The sequence below is a fragment of the Nocardia sp. NPDC051832 genome (genome assembly GCF_040681285.1).
In the GTDB taxonomy this organism is placed as follows: Bacteria; Actinomycetota; Actinomycetes; order Mycobacteriales; family Mycobacteriaceae; genus Nocardia.
In genome coordinates this window covers 1,854,939-1,873,692 of sequence record NZ_JBFAYL010000001.1, presented here as the reverse complement: position 1 = coordinate 1,873,692, position 18,754 = coordinate 1,854,939, and the positions used below count along the sequence as shown (strand labels likewise).

Genomic DNA, 18,754 nt, shown 5'->3' with positions numbered 1-18,754 from the left:
CGGGCTTCACCGCACCACCCCGATCATCCGCAGTGCCCGCACCATGGCTTCGACCTGCTCCTCCCGCGGCGGCCCGGACGCGCCGGCGACCTCCACCCGGCTGATATTCAGCTTCGGTCCCTGCGCCACGTACGGAACGATCTTGTCGCGCAACAGCGCGATCAGCCGGTTCATGTTGGACGGCGCGGTCAGATCCAGTGGACTGTCGCCGAACAGCAACGGCACGAAGGCCTTCGCGGCCGCGTCGCCGGCGTACAGCATGGGGGTCAGCCAGAGCAGTGACTCCGCGATGCCGCCGAGTGAACCCACGATGCCGAGGGTGTTCACCAGGGCTTGCACATCGGCGGGAATGTCGACCGCGCCGCGTTCGCTCAGCAGTGCCGCGAGCTCACGCGGATTGTCCATGACCGCGTCCAGGTCCTTACGGAAGGCGGCCAGGGCGGCGTCGAGAACGTGCTGGTTGGCGCCGAGGTCCTCGATATTGCTGCCGAGCCGGTCGAAGACGCGCGCCGTCTCCGACTGCTGCGCGGGCAGTGTGGCATTGGTCTGATTGATGATCTCCTGGACCTGATGCATGGCCCCGCCGCCCACGAAAGCCGACATGCCGACCAGCAGATCCTCCACTTGCAGCGCGGGTTTGGTCTGGGTCTGCGGGATGGTACCGCCCGGCGCGATGGTGTCGCCGGTGTCGTCGAGCGGAGTGGTAAGCCCGATGAAGATATCGCCCAGAATCGTGTTCTGCCGCAACTGCACCGTGGTCGACCTGGGCAGCCGGACCGAACTGCTGATGCGGACCACCGCGTCGATACCGCCCGGGCCCGAGGCCGAGGGATCCACCACAGACATCGAACGCAGAGTGCCGACCTTCGCGCCATTGGCGACGACCTTCGCCTGCGCGGGCAGGTTCAGCGCGCTGGCGAATCGGATGTGCACGTCGTAGCTGTCGCCGGAAACCGACGCGCCCGGCATCGGCACGGTGGCCGGATTGAATCCACAGCCGGCGGGCAGGGTCGCCGCCACCAGCAATGCGGTTCCGGCCAGTACGCGCCGCCCGCGGGATTCCGTTCTCATTGTGCCCCCGCGATTCCCAGCACCAGCGGCACCAAATTCACATTCGCCAGTCCGTTGCCCGCAGTGCGGCAACTGCCCGGGTGCAGCGCATTGGCCACGGTGCACAGTTGTTCGGCATTGTCTTGCGGCAGCGCCACCTCCGGCGCCCGGTAGGTGACCCGCACCTGCCCGGTCTCCGGATCGATGGCCTGCTGGAAGGTGGTGACCAGTGCGGGGATCAGCTCGATCAGCTTCTGCAGCCCGGAGATGCCCGCCCCCAGCATCCGCACCTTCGGAATGGCCGCGTCCAAGCCGCGCAGGACGGGCCGGCCGTGCTTGCGGAAGATCTCGTTGAACCACGGCAGGATCACCAGCAGCGAGTCGACGATCTGTACGGTGCGGCCCCACACCTGGTTGATGAACCCGATGCCCTCCTCGGCCTGGGTGAGGGCGATCTTGATGTCGGCCCAATTGATCGCCACACTCGCGGCGAGCGCACCGAACGCGTCGATCATCCCGCCCAGGTGGCCGATCGCCGCGTCGGGCGAATTCAGCGCGGCGCCAAGGTTTTTGATGAGCTGGTTCAGCTTGGCGCCGGTGTTCTCGGTGGCCCGATCGAACGTCGCCACGCTGCCGGCCAGCCGCGCCTTCTCGGCGGGATCGCCGTGTCCGGTGAGCTGATCGGCGAGACCGGAGAAAGCCTCCAGCGTCTCGGTGATGCTCTTGGGTGTGAAGGTCTTGGCGATGCAGGTGTCCGGCCGCCATCGCGTGCCGGATTGGTTGTCGCCGAGCACTTCCAGCGCGCGGTCGGCGACCAGGGTGTCCGAGACCGTGGTGGCGGTGACCTCGCCGCGCAGCGGATGGTCGGCGTCGACGGTGAAATCGACACGCGCGCCGGTGCCTTCGGGGGCGACCGCGGTCACGGTACCGACGGGCAGACCGAGCATGGTCACGTGGTTGCCCTCGTACAGGCCGACCGCGTCGGGCATGATCGCGCAATAGGACAGGGTCTTGCGCAGCGGATTGAACGCCACCAGATAGGCGGCCAGGGTCAGCGCCGCCACCAGCGCCACGGCGGACACGGTGACGAAACCGGGTGATCCCAGAACGCGTTTCACGATCGGCACGCCTTTCCCGGCAGCGGGACGCACACCTGAGACTGATCGATCACTACGCCCTCGGCCGGGGTGATCGAGGCCGACAGCCGCGCCTTGATCACGCCGAGGTTGTGCAGCGCCTGATCGAAGCGCCGGCCCAGATCCTCGAGCTGCGGCACCGATTCGGCCAGCCTGTCGGCCAAGGGCTCCAGATGGATGTCCCAGGTGGGTTCGATGGCGGCGATCCGGGACAGCAGCTGGCCCGTGACCCGCAGGGACTCGGCGATCTCGGCCTTCTTCGCCAGACCGGCGGTTTCGAGGCCGCCGATCTCGCGAATGAAGGTACCGACCAGACCCCGGTTGTCGTTGATCGCGGTCAGGTACTCGTCCATCACCGTCAACGCCTGTGAGACGCCGGCGTTCTGCCGGTTCAGCATGCCGACCAGGGTCTCCATGGCATTGCCGATGCGCCGCAGGGATTCCGGGCTCCCGGCCAGCGCATCCTGTAGGGCGCCGAAGTTCTGGCGCAGTGTGTCCCCGTTCACCTCGGTGATCGGGGTCGCGGCGTCTTGCAGGGTGCGGATCAGGCTGTACGGCAGGCGTACTCGCTCCGCCGGAATCGGAGTGCTGCCCAGCGGTTTCGAACCTGCCGGGAACGCCGCGATGTAGTGGCCGCCGACCACGGTCAGCATGCGCACCTCCAGTGCGGTGGCGTCACCGAGGAAGACCTCCTTGTCGATGCGGAAGCGCATCCAGACCCGATCCGCCCGCAGCTCCAGTTCCTGCACCCGGCCGACATGAATACCGGCGACCCGGATCTCGTCCCCGACCCGCACCGAGCGAGCCTCGGTCAGCTCGGCGGTGTAGGTGGCCTTGCCGAGGGGCAGCACATAGATGACGCCGACCGCGACCAGCACGGCGACCAGGGCGAACACACCGAAGAGCCCGAAGGTGAGTTCGCGCCTCGCGGCGGTGGATCGGGACACCGGCTGCTCCGCCCCCGTCAGTTCTTGCATATCGAGATCCTCTGGCCGGAGATGAGCACGGAGAACGGCGCGGGCACCTCGGCCTGCCCATTGCCGCAGTGCATATCGATTAAGCTCGCGGTGCTGCTGGTCGCGGGCGGCATGAGAGTGGCCAGCGATTGCAGCAGGCCGGGCAGGCGGCCCAGCGCGTCCAGCGCGTCGTCCGGGTTCGGGAACAGCCGCCCGATGTCCAGCTCGAGATCCGGATTCTCGCCCTCGGTGAACCCCAGCGTCGCCAGCAGAGCGTTCAGCGGCGCCAGCGTGGACGGCGCGGCAGCCGCGAAGGCGAGCAGGCCGTCCAATTCCTTACGGAAGGAGGTGAAGACGTCGGCCAGACCGTTGAGCAGCGTGATCAGATGCGGCGACTTGCCGCCGATCTGGCCCGAAATGTGCTGCAGGTTCGCCACTATCAGGTGCAGCACCGCTTGCCGGTCGGAGACGTAGCGGCTCAGCTTCTCGAAAGCGTCCAGTGCCGGGCCGATGCCGTCGCCGTTGCCTTCCACCACGGCGAGCACGCTCTCGGTGAACTGATTGAGCGCCCCGGGGGAGAACTCCGCGAGTACCGGCTGTAATCCGTTGAACAGCTGGGTGATATCGAAGGAGGGGATGGTGTTGTCGACGCCGATGGTGGCGCCGGATCGCAACAGGTCTCCAGGACCGTCGGGTTGCCTGACGTCCAAATATCGCTGTCCGGTGAGGGTTTGGTACCGAATGGCCAGGGTGCTGCTGTGATACACGGGGCGATCCCGCTGCACGGTGAACTCCACCGTGGCCTGTGCTCCGTGTAGTTCGATGCCGACCACTTTGCCCACCTGCATGCCGTACATTCGCACATCGTCGCCGGTCTTCAGGCCGCTCACATCACTGAAAACACCGAAGTAGCCGGTGGTTTCACCAGCCACCGGCCGGACGATGGCGCTGATGACCACCAATAGCAGCGCGATCATGGCCGTGGTGAACAGCCCGAGTCGCACCAGCACCGCGCGCGTCGTACTCTGTTTCATCGTTCCCCCTCCGGCCGCGCGTTGGTCAGCTCCTCGAACGCCTGCTGGCCGAGCATCGGAATACCAATGGCAGGAACACCTTTCAGAGTGACTCCAACGTTCACCGTCGGTCCCGCCGACGTATCGGCGAAGAGGCGATGCAGCCGCTCGAGGGTCTCGGTCAGCTGTGTCCGCGAAGTCGCCGGAGCCGGGATGGTGTCCGCCAGCGCCTGGACGGTCGGTGCGAGCTGGTCGGTGGCCGCGCCGAAATGGGTGCCCAGGACCGACACGGTCTCCGACAGCCCGCCGAGCACACCGGTGCGCAGCATTTCGATGGCGGCGTTGTAGCGGTCGCGCTCGGTGATGAAGACCTCGATATCGAGCACCGCCTTGGCCAATTTGAAGGTGGCCGAGGTGAATTCGCCGAAGCCGTCGAAGAATTCGCTGTACTGCCCGAGCAGGAAGGACATCGGGTACTGCTGCGTGTCGGCCACGACGGTGTTGAGCATGAGCACCGCTTCCAGCATCGGCGTGAACGCCCGCAGATCGGTGTTGATCTGCCTGAACAGGGCGGTCAGCTCCGGCGTGAGCACATCGGTGGCGGTGCTGGTGAGCTGGCGCAGCAGCGCGCCCATGGTCACGTCGGAGACCTTGCCCGCGAGATCGATCTGCTGCCCGTCCCGCAGCGGGCTGCCGCCCGCGGACTTGCGCAGCGCCACGGTGCTCACGCCGAAGAGGTTCTCCGGCGCGTAATCCACCGTGAGCGCGTCGGTGAGGCCCTCGATCTGGACGCGGTCCAGGTCCAGCGTCAGCTGCTGGCGGCCCTGCGCGATCGGAGCCACCTCGGTGATCTTGCCGACGGCGACGCCGTCGAAACGCACGGCGGCGCCGGCGACGATGCCCTCACCGATCAGCTCGGTGCGCAGGTGCACCCGGATACGGTCCTGTGGTGCGCGATCGGCGCAACTGCTCCAGGCGACGACGATCAGCATCAGGAACACCGCCAGCAACGCGCCGGCGGTTCGAGCTCGGTTCCGGGTGATAGTCACGCCGGGCATCGCATAGTTCGGCACGCCTCACCCCGGGAATTCGATAGCGGAATTGATGCCCCACAGCAGCAGCGTCAGCACCATGTCCAAGCCGATGATGGCGACGAAGCTGGCGCGTACTGCCCGGCCCGCGGCGATGCCGACGCCTTCCGGGCCGCCGGCGGCGAAAAAGCCGTAGTAGCAATGGATCAGGATCACCGCGACACCGAACACCAGAATCTTGAGGACCGCGGCGAGAATGTCGTAGCCGCTGGCGAACTGGAAGAAGTAGTGGTCGTAGACGCCGTCGGCCTGGCCGTGCAGCAATACGATCACCGCCGAGCAGGACAGATACGACAGGATGAGCGCGATCAGGAAGGTCGGGACGATCGCCGCCGCCCCCGCGATCACCCGCGTGGTCACCACGAACGGAATCGACCGCAGCCCAAGGGATTCGAGGGCATCGATCTCCTCGGAGATACGCATGGATCCGATTTCGGCGGTCATCCGGCACCCCGCCTGGGCGGCGAAGCCGATGGCCGCGGCGATCGGCGCCAGCTCGCGCGTATTGGCGAACGCGGACACCACGCCCGACATCGCGCCGAGCCCGATCAGGTCCAGCGCCGCGAAGGCCTGGATGCCCACGCCCGCACCGATGGCCACACCCAGCACCACCAGCATCGGCACCGTTCCACCGCCGACGATGAATGAGCCACGGCCCCACGTCATATCGGTGATGGTGCGCAGCGTCTGGCCCCGATAGCGCCGCAGCGTCAACGGAATTCCGGACAGCGCCTGCCAGAGGAACCCGAGCGCGAACCCGGCGTTCTCCAGCGGCGAGAGCGCCTTCTCCGGATGACGCGCGAGTTTGCCGACGGTGCGTAAACCCTTGGGAACGTACGGGGTAGCGGTCATCACGCCACCCGCATCGGAAAGAACATGGTGACCACCTGGGTGATCAGCAGGTTGACCACGATGATCGAGGCCACCGACAACACCACCGCCGCGTTGACCCCGTCGGCCACCCCGCGCGGCCCGCCGCGCGCCTCCAGTCCGCGCTGACAGGCGACGATCACCACGAGGAAGCCGAACAGCACCGCCTTTGCCAGCGAAATCCACACATCGGTGAGCACGGTGAACGCGCCGAAGGTGGCCCAGTAGCTACCTGGCGTCACGTTCTGCGCGCCGATGGCCACGAAGTATCCGGCCACGATGCCGACGAAGATGATCAGGACATTCAACAAGGGCGCTACCAGCACCATGGCCGCGACTCGCGGAATCACCAGGCGTTGCACCGGATTGATACCCATGACGCGCAGCGCGTCGATCTCCTCGCGCACCGTCCGCGCCCCGAGGTCGGAGGCGATGGCCGAAGCACCCGCACCGCCGAGCAGCAGACCGGTGGCGATCGGCGCGCCCTGCTGGATGACGCCGAGTCCGCCGGCCGCCCCGATCAGCGAATCCGCACCGAGCTGATGGATCAGATTGCCCACCTGTACCGAGACGACCACACCGAACGGCACCGCCATCAGGATGGCCGGCAGCGCGGTGACGGTGATCAGATACCAAGCTTGGTGCAGCATTTCGCGCCAGGGGAACCGGCGCGCGACGATATCGCCGAAGCCGCCGCGGAGGGCCTCGACGGCGAGTTCGACGGTCCTGCCGAAGGTGCGCACGCTCGCGACTGCGACATCGGTGAAGTTCCGGCGGACAATCTGCAGTGCCGTGGTCGGCTCACCCCGCGCCGGAGCTGTCGACTCTGGCCGCATACCCTGTCCTCCCTGATACGCCGCGGCGATACCGGAAGTCGACCGGGCCGCGGCTTTTATGCAGGTTATGCAGTGTCCGCGCCCAGTCCCATGACAGCGCCAGCCAGGCGATTGACGTTTTCAGCCCGCGCCCGCCCGCACAAAGTCGGCCAGGGCCGCGGCGATCGGCTCCGGACTGCCATCCGCGCGCGGATGCGCCCCCGCCGCCACATCGCAGTGCAGATAGCCGGGAAACCAGTGCACATGCTGTGCGGGGAACACGTCCCAGCGCGCGAGCACATTGGTGAAACTGGATTCGCCCATCAGATGGATGAACGGCAGTCGGGCCGCACCCCGTTCGTGCTTGATCGCGGCCAGCGATCCGGTGCGGCAGCCGCCCAGGGTGGCCACGGCGTCGAGCTGCTGGCGGGTGGGGAAGTAGTCCTCGAACACATTGAGCCGCCCGCCGGCCAGGATCTCGGCCAGTTCCACGATGCTGACCACCTCGCTGCGCGCGGTCGCCGCGGGAATCCCGGTGCGCGTGAATTGTGCTGGGGCGTCGGCGGTTCCGCACCGGTCGTAGTCGCGCCAGCGATAGAGGGTGTCGACGGAGGTCGGGCTGTAGCGCGGTGCGGTGCCACAGACCGCCTTGTACAACGCACTGAGGGGGGCCCGCTGGCCGGCCTCGAAACTCAGCGGAAAGGTGCGGGGCGCGACCGCGTCGCTGTCCAGCGTGCCGCAGCTCATCGAGAGGATCGCGAAATTCATCGAGGTGTGCGCCCCGCTCAGCAGCCCGAGCAGTGCCTGGTTGGTGAGCCGCAGGTCGCGGTAATCGGGTGTCCGAGTGAGGAATTCGCGCCAGCTGCGGGCCGTGGACCCGCGTACCGCCTTGGCCGCCGACCCGGTGTCCGGCAGCAGCCGCAAGATGTCGGATTCCTCGTGCGGAGCGAGCGTGGCCGCCGCTCCCACCGCGGCGACGAGCGCGAAGATTTCAGCATTGCCCCAGCCGCCCTTCATGATCGCGGTACTGCGCGGCGCCAACCCGCGGCGCATGGCGGCCGGCGCGCGTTCCACGGTGCGGGCCAGGGCGGTGAGCGGTTTGGCCAGCCGCGGTCGCTGGTGCAGCCGCAGCGGATCCAGGTGCACGACGGTGTCCAGCGCGACCAGACCGGCGATCTGCTCGTGGCCGGGGCGACCGTCGAAGTCCCAGGCGGCATAGGTCCCCGCTTGTATGCCGCCCAGTGAGTGCCCGCCGAGAAACAACTTCCGCGCCCGGCTGTCGGGATCGGGAAGCTCAGCTACGAGCACGGCGTGCGCGTCCTCGACCGTGCGAGCCATACCGAATTCGGCCAGATAGCCGAGATCGCGGTCGGAGTGGAAACCCGCGAAGGTGCGCCCGCCGATCGCTCGGCCACCCCAGTAATAGTCGAAAGCCAGGCGATAGTCGCCTTCGGCCATGGCGACCTCGATGGCCGAATGGTCCTCCACGCCGTTGGCTCGGCGGTCCAGCACCCACACTTCGGCGCGTACGCCGCCGGCTCGCAGGTTGCGAACGGTGTTGCGGGCCAGCGGTTGCAGCGAGCGGGCTCCGGCGATCGCCCCGGGCAGCAACGCGACCACAGCATCCGCGGCGGCGGGGTCATCAGGTGTCTCGGCCAGTTTCACCCGGAGGTGCCGCAGCTCATCGCACTCGGCCGGGTGTGCTGGAAAACCGTCGGGCAGCGGTATCCGATGGGTCACCATGCTCAACCGGATGCCGTCGTCCAGTCCCAGGACCTCTTCTGTGCGCATTGCCCGAACCTCTCGTCGCTTCGCTGCGTGGGCGCAGCGGCAACAGACTAGGAAGGTTTCCTCGCCAAGGCTCTGACCGGCGGAAACGAGTCGGAAATAGTCTATCTATCGACTACTCATGTCAAGTACTGGGCAGTGCCGCTAACTGCCTGAATCGGTCGGACAACCGCGGCGGAGACCAGGCTGAAAGTATCAATCGTTCGTCCGTAGCTGTGCTGGCCGTATTTACGTGATCCCGGATACCGTGCCCGGAAATCGGCAGCGCGGAGGGTTACGACGTGGACAATTCCCAATCCGGGAACGGTGGGTTCGACTTCGATTGGATCGTTGTCGGCAGTGGTTTCGGAGCCAGTGTCTCCGCGCTGCGCCTGTCCGAGAAGGGATATCGGGTCGGCGTGCTCGAGCAGGGCCGCCGCTTCGAGGACGCCGATTTCGCCGAAAAGGCTACACAGCTCACCAAGTTCCTCTGGCTACCCGCCGTCGGCCTGCGTGGAATTCTTCGGCTGGCTCCCTATAAACACGCCATGGTGCTGGCGGGAGTGGGCGTAGGCGGCGGCAGCCTGGTCTACGCCAATACGATGTACCAGCCACACAGCGACGACTTCTACAAACATCCGCAATGGGCCGAATTGGCGGACTGGCGTTCGGAATTGGCGCCGCATTTCGAGACCGCGAGCCGAATGTTCGGCGTCGCGGCCTATCGGGACGCGCGACCGGTCGACGGGCTCATGCGCGAGCTGGCTGCCGAACTCGGTGTGCCACAGGGCTATCGGCGTACCCCACTGGCGGTGTATTTCGGCGAGAATGGAAAGACTGTGCCGGACCCGTATTTCGACGGTGCGGGTCCGGCGCGCACCGGCTGCGTGCGGTGTGGGCAGTGCATGCTGGGCTGCCGGTACGGCGCGAAGAACAGCCTGCCCAAGAACTACCTGTGGCTGGCGGAGCGGGCTGGGACCACGGTGCTGGCCGATCTGAAGGTCTTCGACATCGCGCCGCTCGGTGGCGGAAGCGGCGAACACGGTTTCCGGCTGCGCGTGCGGCGTCCAGGTTTATGGCCCGGCAGCACAAGGGAATTCACCGCACGCGGCGTGGTGGTCGCAGCCGGTGCGCTGGGCACCAACGAACTGCTGGCCGCCTGTAAGCGCAACGGCTCGCTGCCGGAGTTGTCGGACCGGCTGGGCGAGGTGGTGCGTACCAACGACGAATCCATTCCGGCCGCCACCACCGGGGTGCGCGGCGCGGATTATCGCGGCGACGCCGCCATCACCTCGAGCATCTTCCTCGACGAGCACACACATTTCACCAACAACACCTACGGCGACGGCGGTGGTCTGCTGGCGCTGTCCTACGGCCCCGCCACCACTGCGCGCACGACCCCCGGGCGCTGGGCCCAATTCCTGTGGGCCTATCCGGGTTATCTGCTGAGCCTGCTGCGGCGCGGACCTTGGTCACGGCGCACCATCATCTTCACAGTCATGCGCGGCACCGACGTAGCCCTGCGACTACGCAAGGGCTTCGGACCCGGCGGATTGCAGACCGAGGCGGTGCGGGCGCAGTCCGATGGCGAATCCGCCGTGGACATCGCGCGCCGGGTGGCGGCGCTGGCGGCGCGGAAGATGAACGGCCGCCCGCTCGCCTCGCTCGGCGAAACCCTGGGCTCGGCTCCGATGACCGCGCATTTCCTGGGCGGTGCGGTCATCGGAGCCGATCGCGAACGCGGCGTAATCGACCGGCACCACCGGGTTTTCGGCTACACCAACCTGCTGGTGTGCGACGGCGCCGCGGTGCCGGCGAATGTGGGCGTCAATCCCAGCCTCACGATCTGCGCCATGGCCGAGGCCGCCATGGCTCACGTGCCCTCGACCACGTCGGCCACGAGAACGTGAACCAACCGGGTGTAGCGCCGGACCCGCCGGGGCAACGCCTCGGCCTCCGCCGCGTCGAGCACCCGGGGATTCCGGAACGTCAGGGTGGTGCGGCGGTAGGTCGCCGCGCCGCCGTCGGCGGCGAGCACGTTACGAACCCAGTCGGATTTCGTGCCGTAGGGGAGCGGAATGAACACCGAACCCGCGTCGTAATGAGCGAGCACCGGATTCGAGAACGGCTTTCCGGATTTTCGGCCGATATGGTGCAGCACGCTGTACGGCGGAATCTTTCCGGCATAGAGGCGCGCGAAGCGGTTGACAACGGCACGGTTGAAAGCGGGTAACCACGCCGGTGCGATACCCCTGGACTCGATATTTCCCTTGCTGCGAACCACGCAACCCTCCTGACCTAGTGCGGCGAAGGTCCGAAACTATTCCGTGCGCAGCGCGCGGCGCCACGTCCTGAGCGGACAGAGTGGTGATAGTTCCCGCCAGCCGGTCCTTGTCCGCAAACATCAAACTGATGGCGTCTAATGGCGCGTTCCGGGCGTCCGTCGGGCTCTACCGTCTGAGAAAGTGCAGCTCCGCTTCGCGCGTCACATTCAGGAGGATCCCGGGTGAGATTTCCCCGTCGACTAGCCCGTGCCGTCGTCACCATGTCCGCGGCGGCCCTCGCCGTGGCCGGCGGCGGGCTGACCCCGGCCGCGGCCGATCCGGATTTCAGCCCGCAGCCCCCGGACCCGGCCTACGTGCTGAACCAGGTCATGGAGATTTTCGGCGGTACCGCCCGCGATGTCCTGTACCCCGGCATGCTCGACTACTTCGTCAAGGCCGGCATCATGACCGCCGTCGGCAACTGGACCGACGCCTTCGAGGATCTCACCAAGCCGGAGACCTTCAGCGCGCCGGACTCCGGGGCGCGATTGGCCGCGGCCGGGCAGAAGATCTTCGACATGCTTGCCCACGTCGAACCGGCCGGCATCGGCTTCCCCCCGCATCCGGACTACCTGCCGGACTGGAACCACGACGGTAAGTTCGGCATCGCCGACACCGCCGGACAATTTCTGCCCGGCTTCGAATCCGACGCGGTGCTGGACGGCGAATACGACAAGCCCCAGTTCAACAGTGCCAAGTTCCGGTACCCGTGTATGCGACCGGACGGCAACGTCTGGTACGAAACCACCTCCGGCGCTTGCGCTCCCGGCGATTCCGGCGCGGACTTCAAGCTCGGCGACGTGCACAAGTTCCGAATCATCAACTCGCGCGGCATCTCCATGGCAGCGCTGGCCTGGATGCCTTACGGCGCAGCCGATTCGGAGGTCAAGTACCCGGTGGCGGTCGGTGCGCCCGGCGCGGCCGAGGCGATGAACCACATCGGCATGTACGCGCAGTCGGCGGCCAAGGAGGGCTTCCTCGCCGTCACCTTCGGGCAGTCCGGTCAGCCCGACAGCGGTGGCAATGCCCTGGATATGGTGCTCCCGCTGCTCAGTGTCGAGAACTGCTTCGCCCCCGGTTCCTGCCGCGACGTCCAGGACGCGGTGCGCTGGGTGTTCAACCAGCCCATCACCCCGGTCATCGATCTGGGCAACGAGCTCAACAACATTCTGATGGTGCCGCGCGCGAACCGGCAGAACCCGGCCTACGAATCGGCGGGCGGCAAGAACATCAGCAACCCGTGGCTCGAGAAGATGGATCTGGACTGGGTCAACCTGTTCGGTCAGTCCGTCGGCGCGGTCGGCACCTCGAACTATCTGAATTGGCAGGTCAAAGGCCACGGCATCGACGGCCGTCCGCTGCCGCGGGTGGCTTCGGCCTCGGTGATGTCGGGCTACACGGCGCTGGCCACCGACGTGCCGTTGCAGATGCAGACCGCCGACCTCGATATTCCGGGCCTGTCCGGTTACGGCATCACCAACTTCTACCAGCCGTTCTTCAACCCGACCGACGGCCCGTTCGGCACCATGGACCGCCACCACAACATCGTGGCGGGCGGCACCAGCGCGCCGGTCCAGACCATCATCTACGAGAGCGGCAGCCACGGCGATTCCATCAACTTGGTGGGTATTCCGCGCAACATCAAGTCGCCCGCGCTCTCGGTGGATTACTCGATGGCCTGGTTCAACTGCTATGGCCGCCCCGACAAGGACGAGGCCGCCTGCGATTCGCTGGCCAAGCCGAGGGACGGTCTGTCCCGGGCCTTCGCGAGCGAGTTCTCACCTGCCGGTATCCAGGGGCCGACCCTGTGCCTGCGCGTGCCCGACCGCGCCTCGATCGGTCAGATGCTGCGGCCGGAGTGGTTCATCGACGCTCTCAACGGCCGCCCGCGCTACACCTGCGCCGTCCAGGGCTGACCGGACCGCGCTGTCGACGAAAGGTTTCATAATGTCTGGAGCACAACGGCTTTGGGCTGCCGGTGCGGTGCTCGCGCTGTCGCTCGGCGTGGTGACATGCGGAGCGGCGTCCGCCGCCCCGAGCGGGTCCAGTTCCGGCTCCTCGGAGGGCGCCAACCCGCTCTTCCGGGAATCGGTGCAGTACAACGTCGGCGGGCTCGGCCCGGCGTTCGGATCGCAGACCATGGCCGCCGCCGACTTCAACGGTGACGGAATCATGGATGTGGCCGCCAGCGGCATCGTGGACGGTGTCGGCATCCTGTTCGGCGACGGCACCGGCCGTTTGCGCCGAAACCAGTTCGAGCACACCGAAGTCGGTGCGAACGCGGTACAGCAGGCCGACCTCAACGGCGACAACGCCCCGGATCTGGTGGTCAGCAACTTCCTGAGCATCTCGGTGCTGATCAACGACGGGCAGGGCTTCTTCCGGACCGATCGCAAGTACGCGACCGATTTCAATCCCGACGTCACCTACCGCACCGGCGGCATTCCGTTCGGTGTCGCGCTGGCCGACTTCGATCGCGACGGCGCGGTGGACCTCGCCGTCAACAACTTGGTACCGGCCCCCGGCGGCGTGGGCATCATGCGCGGTGACGGTCAGGGGCACTTCGCCGCACCGCAGTGGCGCGGCGTCGGAATCGGTAAGGCCAGCGTGCTGGCCGGTGACGTCGACAACGACGGCTACGCCGATCTCGCCTTCCATGATCTGGGCACCTCCGGGGTGTGGGTCATGCGCAACGACCGCAACGGCGGATTCCACGCTCCGCGTTGGAATCTCGCGGCGCTGCCCAGTGAGGACCTGAAGCTGGCCGATGCGGACGGCGACGGCAATCTGGATCTCGTCACCGCCAATATCGCGGGCTTCAGCGCCGGAGTGCATTGGGGCGACGGGCACGGCAACTTCAGCCCGCCGCAGCTGGTCGGGCCCGCGGCCGCGCCGTGCGCCGTCGCGGTCGGCGACTTCGACGGCGACGGCATCCCGGATATCGCTGCCGGGCAATATGTTCCGTCCACCGCCATGATCTTCAAGGGCAACGGCCGGCGCGGTTTCGACTATGTCGAGCAGCACACCATCGGGCTGGGCCCGCAAGCGATGGAGTCGGTCGATCTCACCGGCGACGGCCGTCCCGAAATCATCAGCATGAGCAGCGTGTCCGAGGACGTCGCGGTCATGGTCAACCGTAGTGGCGAAAGAGGCTGAACCAGTGCGCAAATCGATTCTCGCGGCGCTGCTCGCGCTGGGCACTCTGGTGGCCGCGGCGACCACCGGGGCCGGCGGCGCGAACGCGCTCGAGCCGACGCTGTCCTTCGGCACCAGCTTCGGCGGCACGAGCGTCAACCATTTCACGACGGTGCCGAGCGGTGCACTGTTCGACGGGGACATCGTGACCCTGACACCGGGCATCAACGCCGGGATCATCGGGATCCTGGCCGACGCGACGCCACTCGACAACACCTGCGCCACCGGCACATTCGTGTTCGAAACCAAGGCGGGGGCCAAGGAGAACGTCCCGGTCGGCACGTCCTGCGGCCTCCCGTTCCCCTACTTGGCGATCGCGGCAAAACGGTCGGGGGACTACGCCGAGGTCTGTGCGGTCGTGGAAGTGGCCGCGCGGCAACCCGGCGCCCCGGTGCAGCGCACCGAGAACTGCTTCCGCTTCCCGAACGACGCGACTGTTGCCGCTCCGCCGTTGATCCCGCCGTTCAACTTCAATGCCCAGATCCTCGGGTTCGATTTCAAGCACACCAATCAGTTCCCGGCCGGTGTCACCTTCGACGGGGCCACCTGGGCGGTGAATCCGGAGTGGAACATCCTCACCATCGGCTGGCTGGCCGATATGGCTCCGTTCATCGACGCGCACTGTGCCGAGGGCTCGGTGGTGTTCGAGACGAAATCCGGTGAGCAGGAGGTACATCCGCTCAGCCGGGCCTGCTCCAACGGCTACCTCTACGGACTGTTGTCGGCGAAACCCGCCAAGGAGTACCGGGCGGTGTGCATGTCCTCGGCGACCGTGGGTGACGGCGGGCAGCGGGCCTGCTTCCGTTTCATCAACTGAGCGCCGCGCACCTGCCCGGAAGGAGAAGAGAACTGCGTATTCACGGCCACGTCGAGGACGGGTACGGCAAGGTGGTCGACGCCTTCCGGCGCAACTTCGCCGAGCGAGGTGAGATCGGCGCGGCGGTGGCGCTGTACGACGGGGACCGCCCACTGGTCGACCTCTGGGCGGGACTGCGCGATCGCAGGCATCGGCTGCCCTGGGACCGCGACACCATCGCGCCGGTCTACTCCTGTACCAAAGGCGTCACCGCGCTGGTGGTTGCCACGCTGGTCTCGGCCGGACACCTGGATTACGACGAACCGGTAGCCCGCTACTGGCCGGAATTCGGCGCGCACGGCAAGGCCGCCATCACGGTGCGCCAGTTGCTGGATCATCGCGCCGGATTACACGCGCTGCACGGTCCGCCGTTGGCGATCACGGATCTGGCCGATCTCGATCGTGTCGCGCTCGTGCTGGCCGAGCAGCGGCCGGCCTGGACGCCGGGGACCCGTCAGGGCTATCACACGATCTCGTTCGGGCTGTTCGTGAACGAGTTGGTGCGCCGGACGGATCCGCGCGGACGCACTGTCGGGCAGGTGCTGGCCGCGGACATCGCGGGTCCGCTCGAGCTCGACTTCGCCATCGGGTCGGCGGAGCCGCGCCGCCTGGCGCGGCTGGCGGCTCTGGTGCGCACCGGCGGCTTCGCCGTCCGGCACGAACGAGATATGGCCTGGCAGTTGGGTGTCGAGCTGCTCCTTCGCCGTGGTGAGTTCTATCGCAGCACGCTCAGTCCGGATCTCGGGATGCCCGAGGATTTCGACCGGCCCGATCTGCTGGGCGTGGAGGTGTGCGGCAGCAACGGCGTCGGCAACGCCAGATCCCTGGCCCGCCTCTACGCGGCGGCCGTCGCCGCGGTCCCGAAACTCCCTATCCGCGAAGAGGTCCTGCGCCGCATCGCCGAGCCGGGTGACGCCGCGGCCCGCGATGCGGTGCTGCGCGTGCCCACTCGCTATCACCTGGGTTTCCGCCGGTCCTGCCCACGCTTCGCCTTCGGCTCCGCCGGGCACCGCGCCTACGGCGCGCCCGGCCTGGGCGGTGCCCTCGGCTTCGCGGATCCGGCCAGCGGGCTCGGCTTCGGCTATGTGCCGAATCGACTGGGGCTCAGCATCAATGCCGATGTGCGGTGCCGGGCGCTGTTCCGAAGCGCCTTCGGCGACTGACGCGCTCGGGCCGGTGGACGCGCCCGTGCCGCACCGGCCCGCTGTCAGCTGTTCAGCCCACCTGATCCCGCAGCCAATTGTGCAGCCATTCGGTCGCGGTGGTGCCGTTCTCGTCGACGGGGTACTGCGGGTAGGACTGGTGCACACCGGATTCCACGAACTCCCTGACCTGGCGCAACCAGGTCTCACTGGCCGGTGCGCCGGGCGGTGCGCCCAGGATCGCGGTACCACCGGGGATGAGCGCCTCGGCGAGAATCGTCTGGAGGGTCAGCCCGTAGTCGCCGAGGCGGCTGGGATCCGGCGCCGACAGCTGGGTCAGAAAACCGGCGAAGCGCCCGGCGAGGTCGTCGGTGGGCACCGAGCAATACAGATCGCCCAGTGCGCAGAAGGTGCGCACTTTGGGGCTCAGCCAGCCGAATCCGCCGAATCGGATCCCGCCCGCGCCCGCACCCGGCACCGGCTGACCCACCAGCGCGTCGGCCGGCGACCGGCGCGGATCGGCCAGCAGCCCGACCGCGACGACCCGGTCCGGCGTGACCACTCCCAACCCGGTGCCGATCTCGGCGGCCAGGTCACCCGCGGCGTCGGCGCCCTGGCTGTAGCCGAGCAACGCGAACCGGGTTGCACCACAACGGTTCGCGATCTCCCGAACGAGCTCGCGGGCACCGTCGACCGCTTCGCGCTTGGAGCGCCCGTACACATCGCCCTCCCACGGCAGGGCGGTCGCGGCGTAGCTCACGAACTCGCTGCGCACTCCCCGGGGCAACCCGCGGGTCACCAAGCCGAGCATGCCTTCCCGCGGATCCTCCCTGGAGGTTTCCCAGGTGCCGGGCACCGCGATCACCGACAAATCCGGGCACTCATCTGGCGCCGCGTTCGCCGCGGGCGCACCCATCACGGACACCGCCCCGACCGCAACCGCCGCGGCCACACACCACAGCCGACCACCACGTCTGCGAAACACTTCGACCCACACTCCTCTCCACGCGGGGCCAGCCACATCGGCCCCGCACAGCGGTGAATCACCGTACGTCAGGCCGACGACGCGCCGCCAGCGCCTGGCAACTCCTGTCAACCATTTGTCCGTATGCGCAGGGCAGGCGGCGCCCTGGTTACGACGCGGGCGTGCTCCACAATGTGCTGATGGGAAGGCATGCCAGTCGGTCGCCGAAGGGCAGTTGCTGGTCGCCGCAGTAGAGGACATATCCGGCGTGGAAGCGATCACCGAGGCGGCGTTGCAATATGCGGAGGGCGCGGAAGTCATCGGTGCGGACAGTTTCGGCGGCCTTGACTTCGATGCCGATTATCCGGCCGGCGTTGTCCTCGAGGACTGCATCGACTTCGTAGCCGTCGCGATCGCGGTAGTGGTGGAGCTGGGCCATGGTGTGGCTCCAGGTGAGTTGCCGGGTGAGTTCTCCGAGGACGAAGGTCTCGATGAGGCCACCGGTGACAGCGTCGTTGGCGATCCCGGTCAGCAGGTGTGCGGCAAGACCAGAGTCGGTGAAGACCAGCTTGGGGGTCGATATCGCGCGTGACGTCGCGTTGGTGGACCAGGCGGGGATGAGCCGGATCAGGTAGATGACTTCGAGTAGGCCGACGTAATCCCGCACAGTGGTCAGCGGGATGGCGAGGTCGGAGGAAAGCCGGCTGTAGTTGAGCAATCCACCGCTCTGGGCCGCCAGGGCTCCAATGAGTCTGCGCATGTCGGAGATTCGCTGGATGTCGGCGACCTGATGGACGTCGCGGCTCATGATGTCGTCGAGGTACGACTTGAAGAACTGGGCCCGGCGGCGTGGTGCGTCTCGGCGTACTGCTTCCGGATAGCCGCCGTGGGCAGCGAGTGCGAGGTAGTCGCGGCGTCGAAGCTCGGAGAATTCGCTGCGGATCTGGTGACCGTGGGTGAACGCGGCGTCGATGAATCTGTCTGGTGTGCCGGCGATTTCGCCTTGAGAGAGCGGGAAAAGTTCGATGGTTTCCGAGCGGCCGGGTAAAGCGTCGGGCAGCGTGCTGAGACCGAGCAGTCGGGCTGATCCGGTCAGCAGGAACCGGCCCGGTCTGGGGTCGCGGTCGACGATGTTCTTGATTGCCAGCCACAGATCCGGGACGCGCTGGACTTCGTCGATCAGCATGGTGCCGGGAGTGTCCAGGAAAGCGATCGGATCGGCGATGGCCGAGGCGCGGGTTCGCGGGTCGTCGAGGTACCGCCTAACAGTGCCAGGCCGATCGCGCAAAGAGCGCTCCGCGAGTGTGCTCTTCCCGGTCTGGCGGGCACCGTTCACGATGACGACGCGAGTATCTGTAAGCGCCTCTTCAACCAGCTCGGAGGCCCTTCTGGGCAGGTATTCCGCACCTTGGCGCATGCGCCTACGGTAGCAGGATGCCGATGATCTGCCGACAATTAGGCCGATAATCTGCCGATATCCTCTCCGACACTTTGCCGACATTGATTCCGATGATCTGCCGACCCTTGCAACCTCAGCTGATAACCATCAGTGATTGAAACAGTGATGGAAACAAT

16 protein-coding genes are annotated in these 18,754 nt (G+C 67.0%); 5 read left to right on the top strand and 11 right to left on the bottom strand.

All coding sequences use genetic code 11. The features are described 5' to 3' along the window. Positions 1 to 6: 6 nt before the first annotated feature. From AB0M14_RS08375 to AB0M14_RS08340, 8 genes are all read right to left on the bottom strand, one after another. Positions 7 to 1,071 carry an MlaD family protein gene (locus AB0M14_RS08375; protein WP_364990464.1) on the bottom strand — a complete coding sequence of 355 codons (1,065 nt, stop codon included), beginning with the start codon at positions 1,069 to 1,071 and terminating at the stop codon, positions 7 to 9. Beyond that, entirely contained in the window at positions 1,068 to 2,168 is a 1,101-nt protein-coding gene (locus tag AB0M14_RS08370) for an MlaD family protein (protein ID WP_364990461.1), read from the bottom strand. The genes AB0M14_RS08375 and AB0M14_RS08370 overlap by 4 nt, the downstream gene beginning before the upstream one ends. After that, complete coding sequence (locus AB0M14_RS08365; RefSeq protein ID WP_364990458.1) at positions 2,165 to 3,163, bottom strand: MlaD family protein; 999 nt, start codon at positions 3,161 to 3,163, stop codon at positions 2,165 to 2,167. Before AB0M14_RS08365 ends, AB0M14_RS08370 begins: the two co-directional genes overlap by 4 nt. After that, positions 3,151 to 4,176 carry an MlaD family protein gene (locus AB0M14_RS08360; RefSeq protein WP_364990455.1) on the bottom strand — a complete coding sequence of 342 codons (1,026 nt, stop codon included), beginning with the start codon at positions 4,174 to 4,176 and terminating at the stop codon, positions 3,151 to 3,153. The genes AB0M14_RS08365 and AB0M14_RS08360 overlap by 13 nt, the downstream gene beginning before the upstream one ends. Then, positions 4,173 to 5,204, bottom strand: a complete 1,032-nt coding sequence (locus tag AB0M14_RS08355) for an MlaD family protein (protein WP_364990453.1) — start codon at positions 5,202 to 5,204, stop codon at positions 4,173 to 4,175. Before AB0M14_RS08355 ends, AB0M14_RS08360 begins: the two co-directional genes overlap by 4 nt. Positions 5,205 to 5,231: 27 nt before the next feature. After that, a complete protein-coding gene (locus AB0M14_RS08350; protein ID WP_364990450.1) occupies positions 5,232 to 6,098 on the bottom strand; it encodes an ABC transporter permease in 867 nt (288 codons plus the stop codon). Further along, complete coding sequence (locus AB0M14_RS08345; protein ID WP_364990448.1) at positions 6,098 to 6,952, bottom strand: ABC transporter permease; 855 nt, start codon at positions 6,950 to 6,952, stop codon at positions 6,098 to 6,100. Before AB0M14_RS08345 ends, AB0M14_RS08350 begins: the two co-directional genes overlap by 1 nt. Positions 6,953 to 7,072: 120 nt before the next feature. Then, positions 7,073 to 8,722: a hypothetical protein gene (locus AB0M14_RS08340; protein ID WP_364990446.1), complete on the bottom strand. Its 1,650-nt coding sequence runs from the start codon at positions 8,720 to 8,722 to the stop codon at positions 7,073 to 7,075. Positions 8,723 to 9,000: 278 nt separating this feature from the next. Here AB0M14_RS08340 and AB0M14_RS08335 point away from each other — a divergent pair, with 278 nt between their 5' ends. After that, entirely contained in the window at positions 9,001 to 10,608 is a 1,608-nt protein-coding gene (locus AB0M14_RS08335) for a GMC oxidoreductase (protein WP_364990443.1), read from the top strand. Here AB0M14_RS08335 and AB0M14_RS08330 read toward each other — a convergent pair. Then, a complete protein-coding gene (locus tag AB0M14_RS08330) occupies positions 10,572 to 10,982 on the bottom strand; it encodes a nitroreductase family deazaflavin-dependent oxidoreductase (RefSeq protein ID WP_364990440.1) in 411 nt (136 codons plus the stop codon). The genes AB0M14_RS08335 and AB0M14_RS08330 overlap by 37 nt on opposite strands. Before the next feature lie 222 nt (positions 10,983 to 11,204). Between AB0M14_RS08330 and AB0M14_RS08325 the strand changes: the two genes are divergently transcribed. From AB0M14_RS08325 to AB0M14_RS08310, 4 genes are all read left to right on the top strand, one after another. Beyond that, the gene (locus AB0M14_RS08325; RefSeq protein ID WP_364990437.1) at positions 11,205 to 12,938 is read left to right on the top strand and encodes a hypothetical protein; all 1,734 of its coding nucleotides are present in this window, start codon (positions 11,205 to 11,207) and stop codon (positions 12,936 to 12,938) included. Positions 12,939 to 12,969: 31 nt separating this feature from the next. Beyond that, complete coding sequence (locus AB0M14_RS08320) at positions 12,970 to 14,178, top strand: VCBS repeat-containing protein (protein WP_364990434.1); 1,209 nt, start codon at positions 12,970 to 12,972, stop codon at positions 14,176 to 14,178. Between the two features lie 4 nt (positions 14,179 to 14,182). Next, complete coding sequence (locus tag AB0M14_RS08315) at positions 14,183 to 15,034, top strand: hypothetical protein (protein WP_364990431.1); 852 nt, start codon at positions 14,183 to 14,185, stop codon at positions 15,032 to 15,034. Between the two features lie 71 nt (positions 15,035 to 15,105). After that, positions 15,106 to 16,236: a serine hydrolase domain-containing protein gene (locus AB0M14_RS08310; protein ID WP_364990428.1), complete on the top strand. Its 1,131-nt coding sequence runs from the start codon at positions 15,106 to 15,108 to the stop codon at positions 16,234 to 16,236. A gap of 52 nt (positions 16,237 to 16,288) precedes the next feature. Here AB0M14_RS08310 and AB0M14_RS08305 read toward each other — a convergent pair whose 3' ends face one another. Both AB0M14_RS08305 and AB0M14_RS08300 read right to left on the bottom strand, forming a co-directional pair. Continuing rightward, on the bottom strand, positions 16,289 to 17,167 hold the full coding sequence (locus tag AB0M14_RS08305) for a cutinase family protein (protein WP_364990425.1): 879 nt from the start codon (positions 17,165 to 17,167) through the stop codon (positions 16,289 to 16,291). A 181-nt stretch (positions 17,168 to 17,348) separates the two neighbouring features. Further along, entirely contained in the window at positions 17,349 to 18,596 is a 1,248-nt protein-coding gene (locus AB0M14_RS08300; protein ID WP_364990422.1) for an ATP-binding protein, read from the bottom strand. Positions 18,597 to 18,754 lie beyond the last annotated feature (158 nt).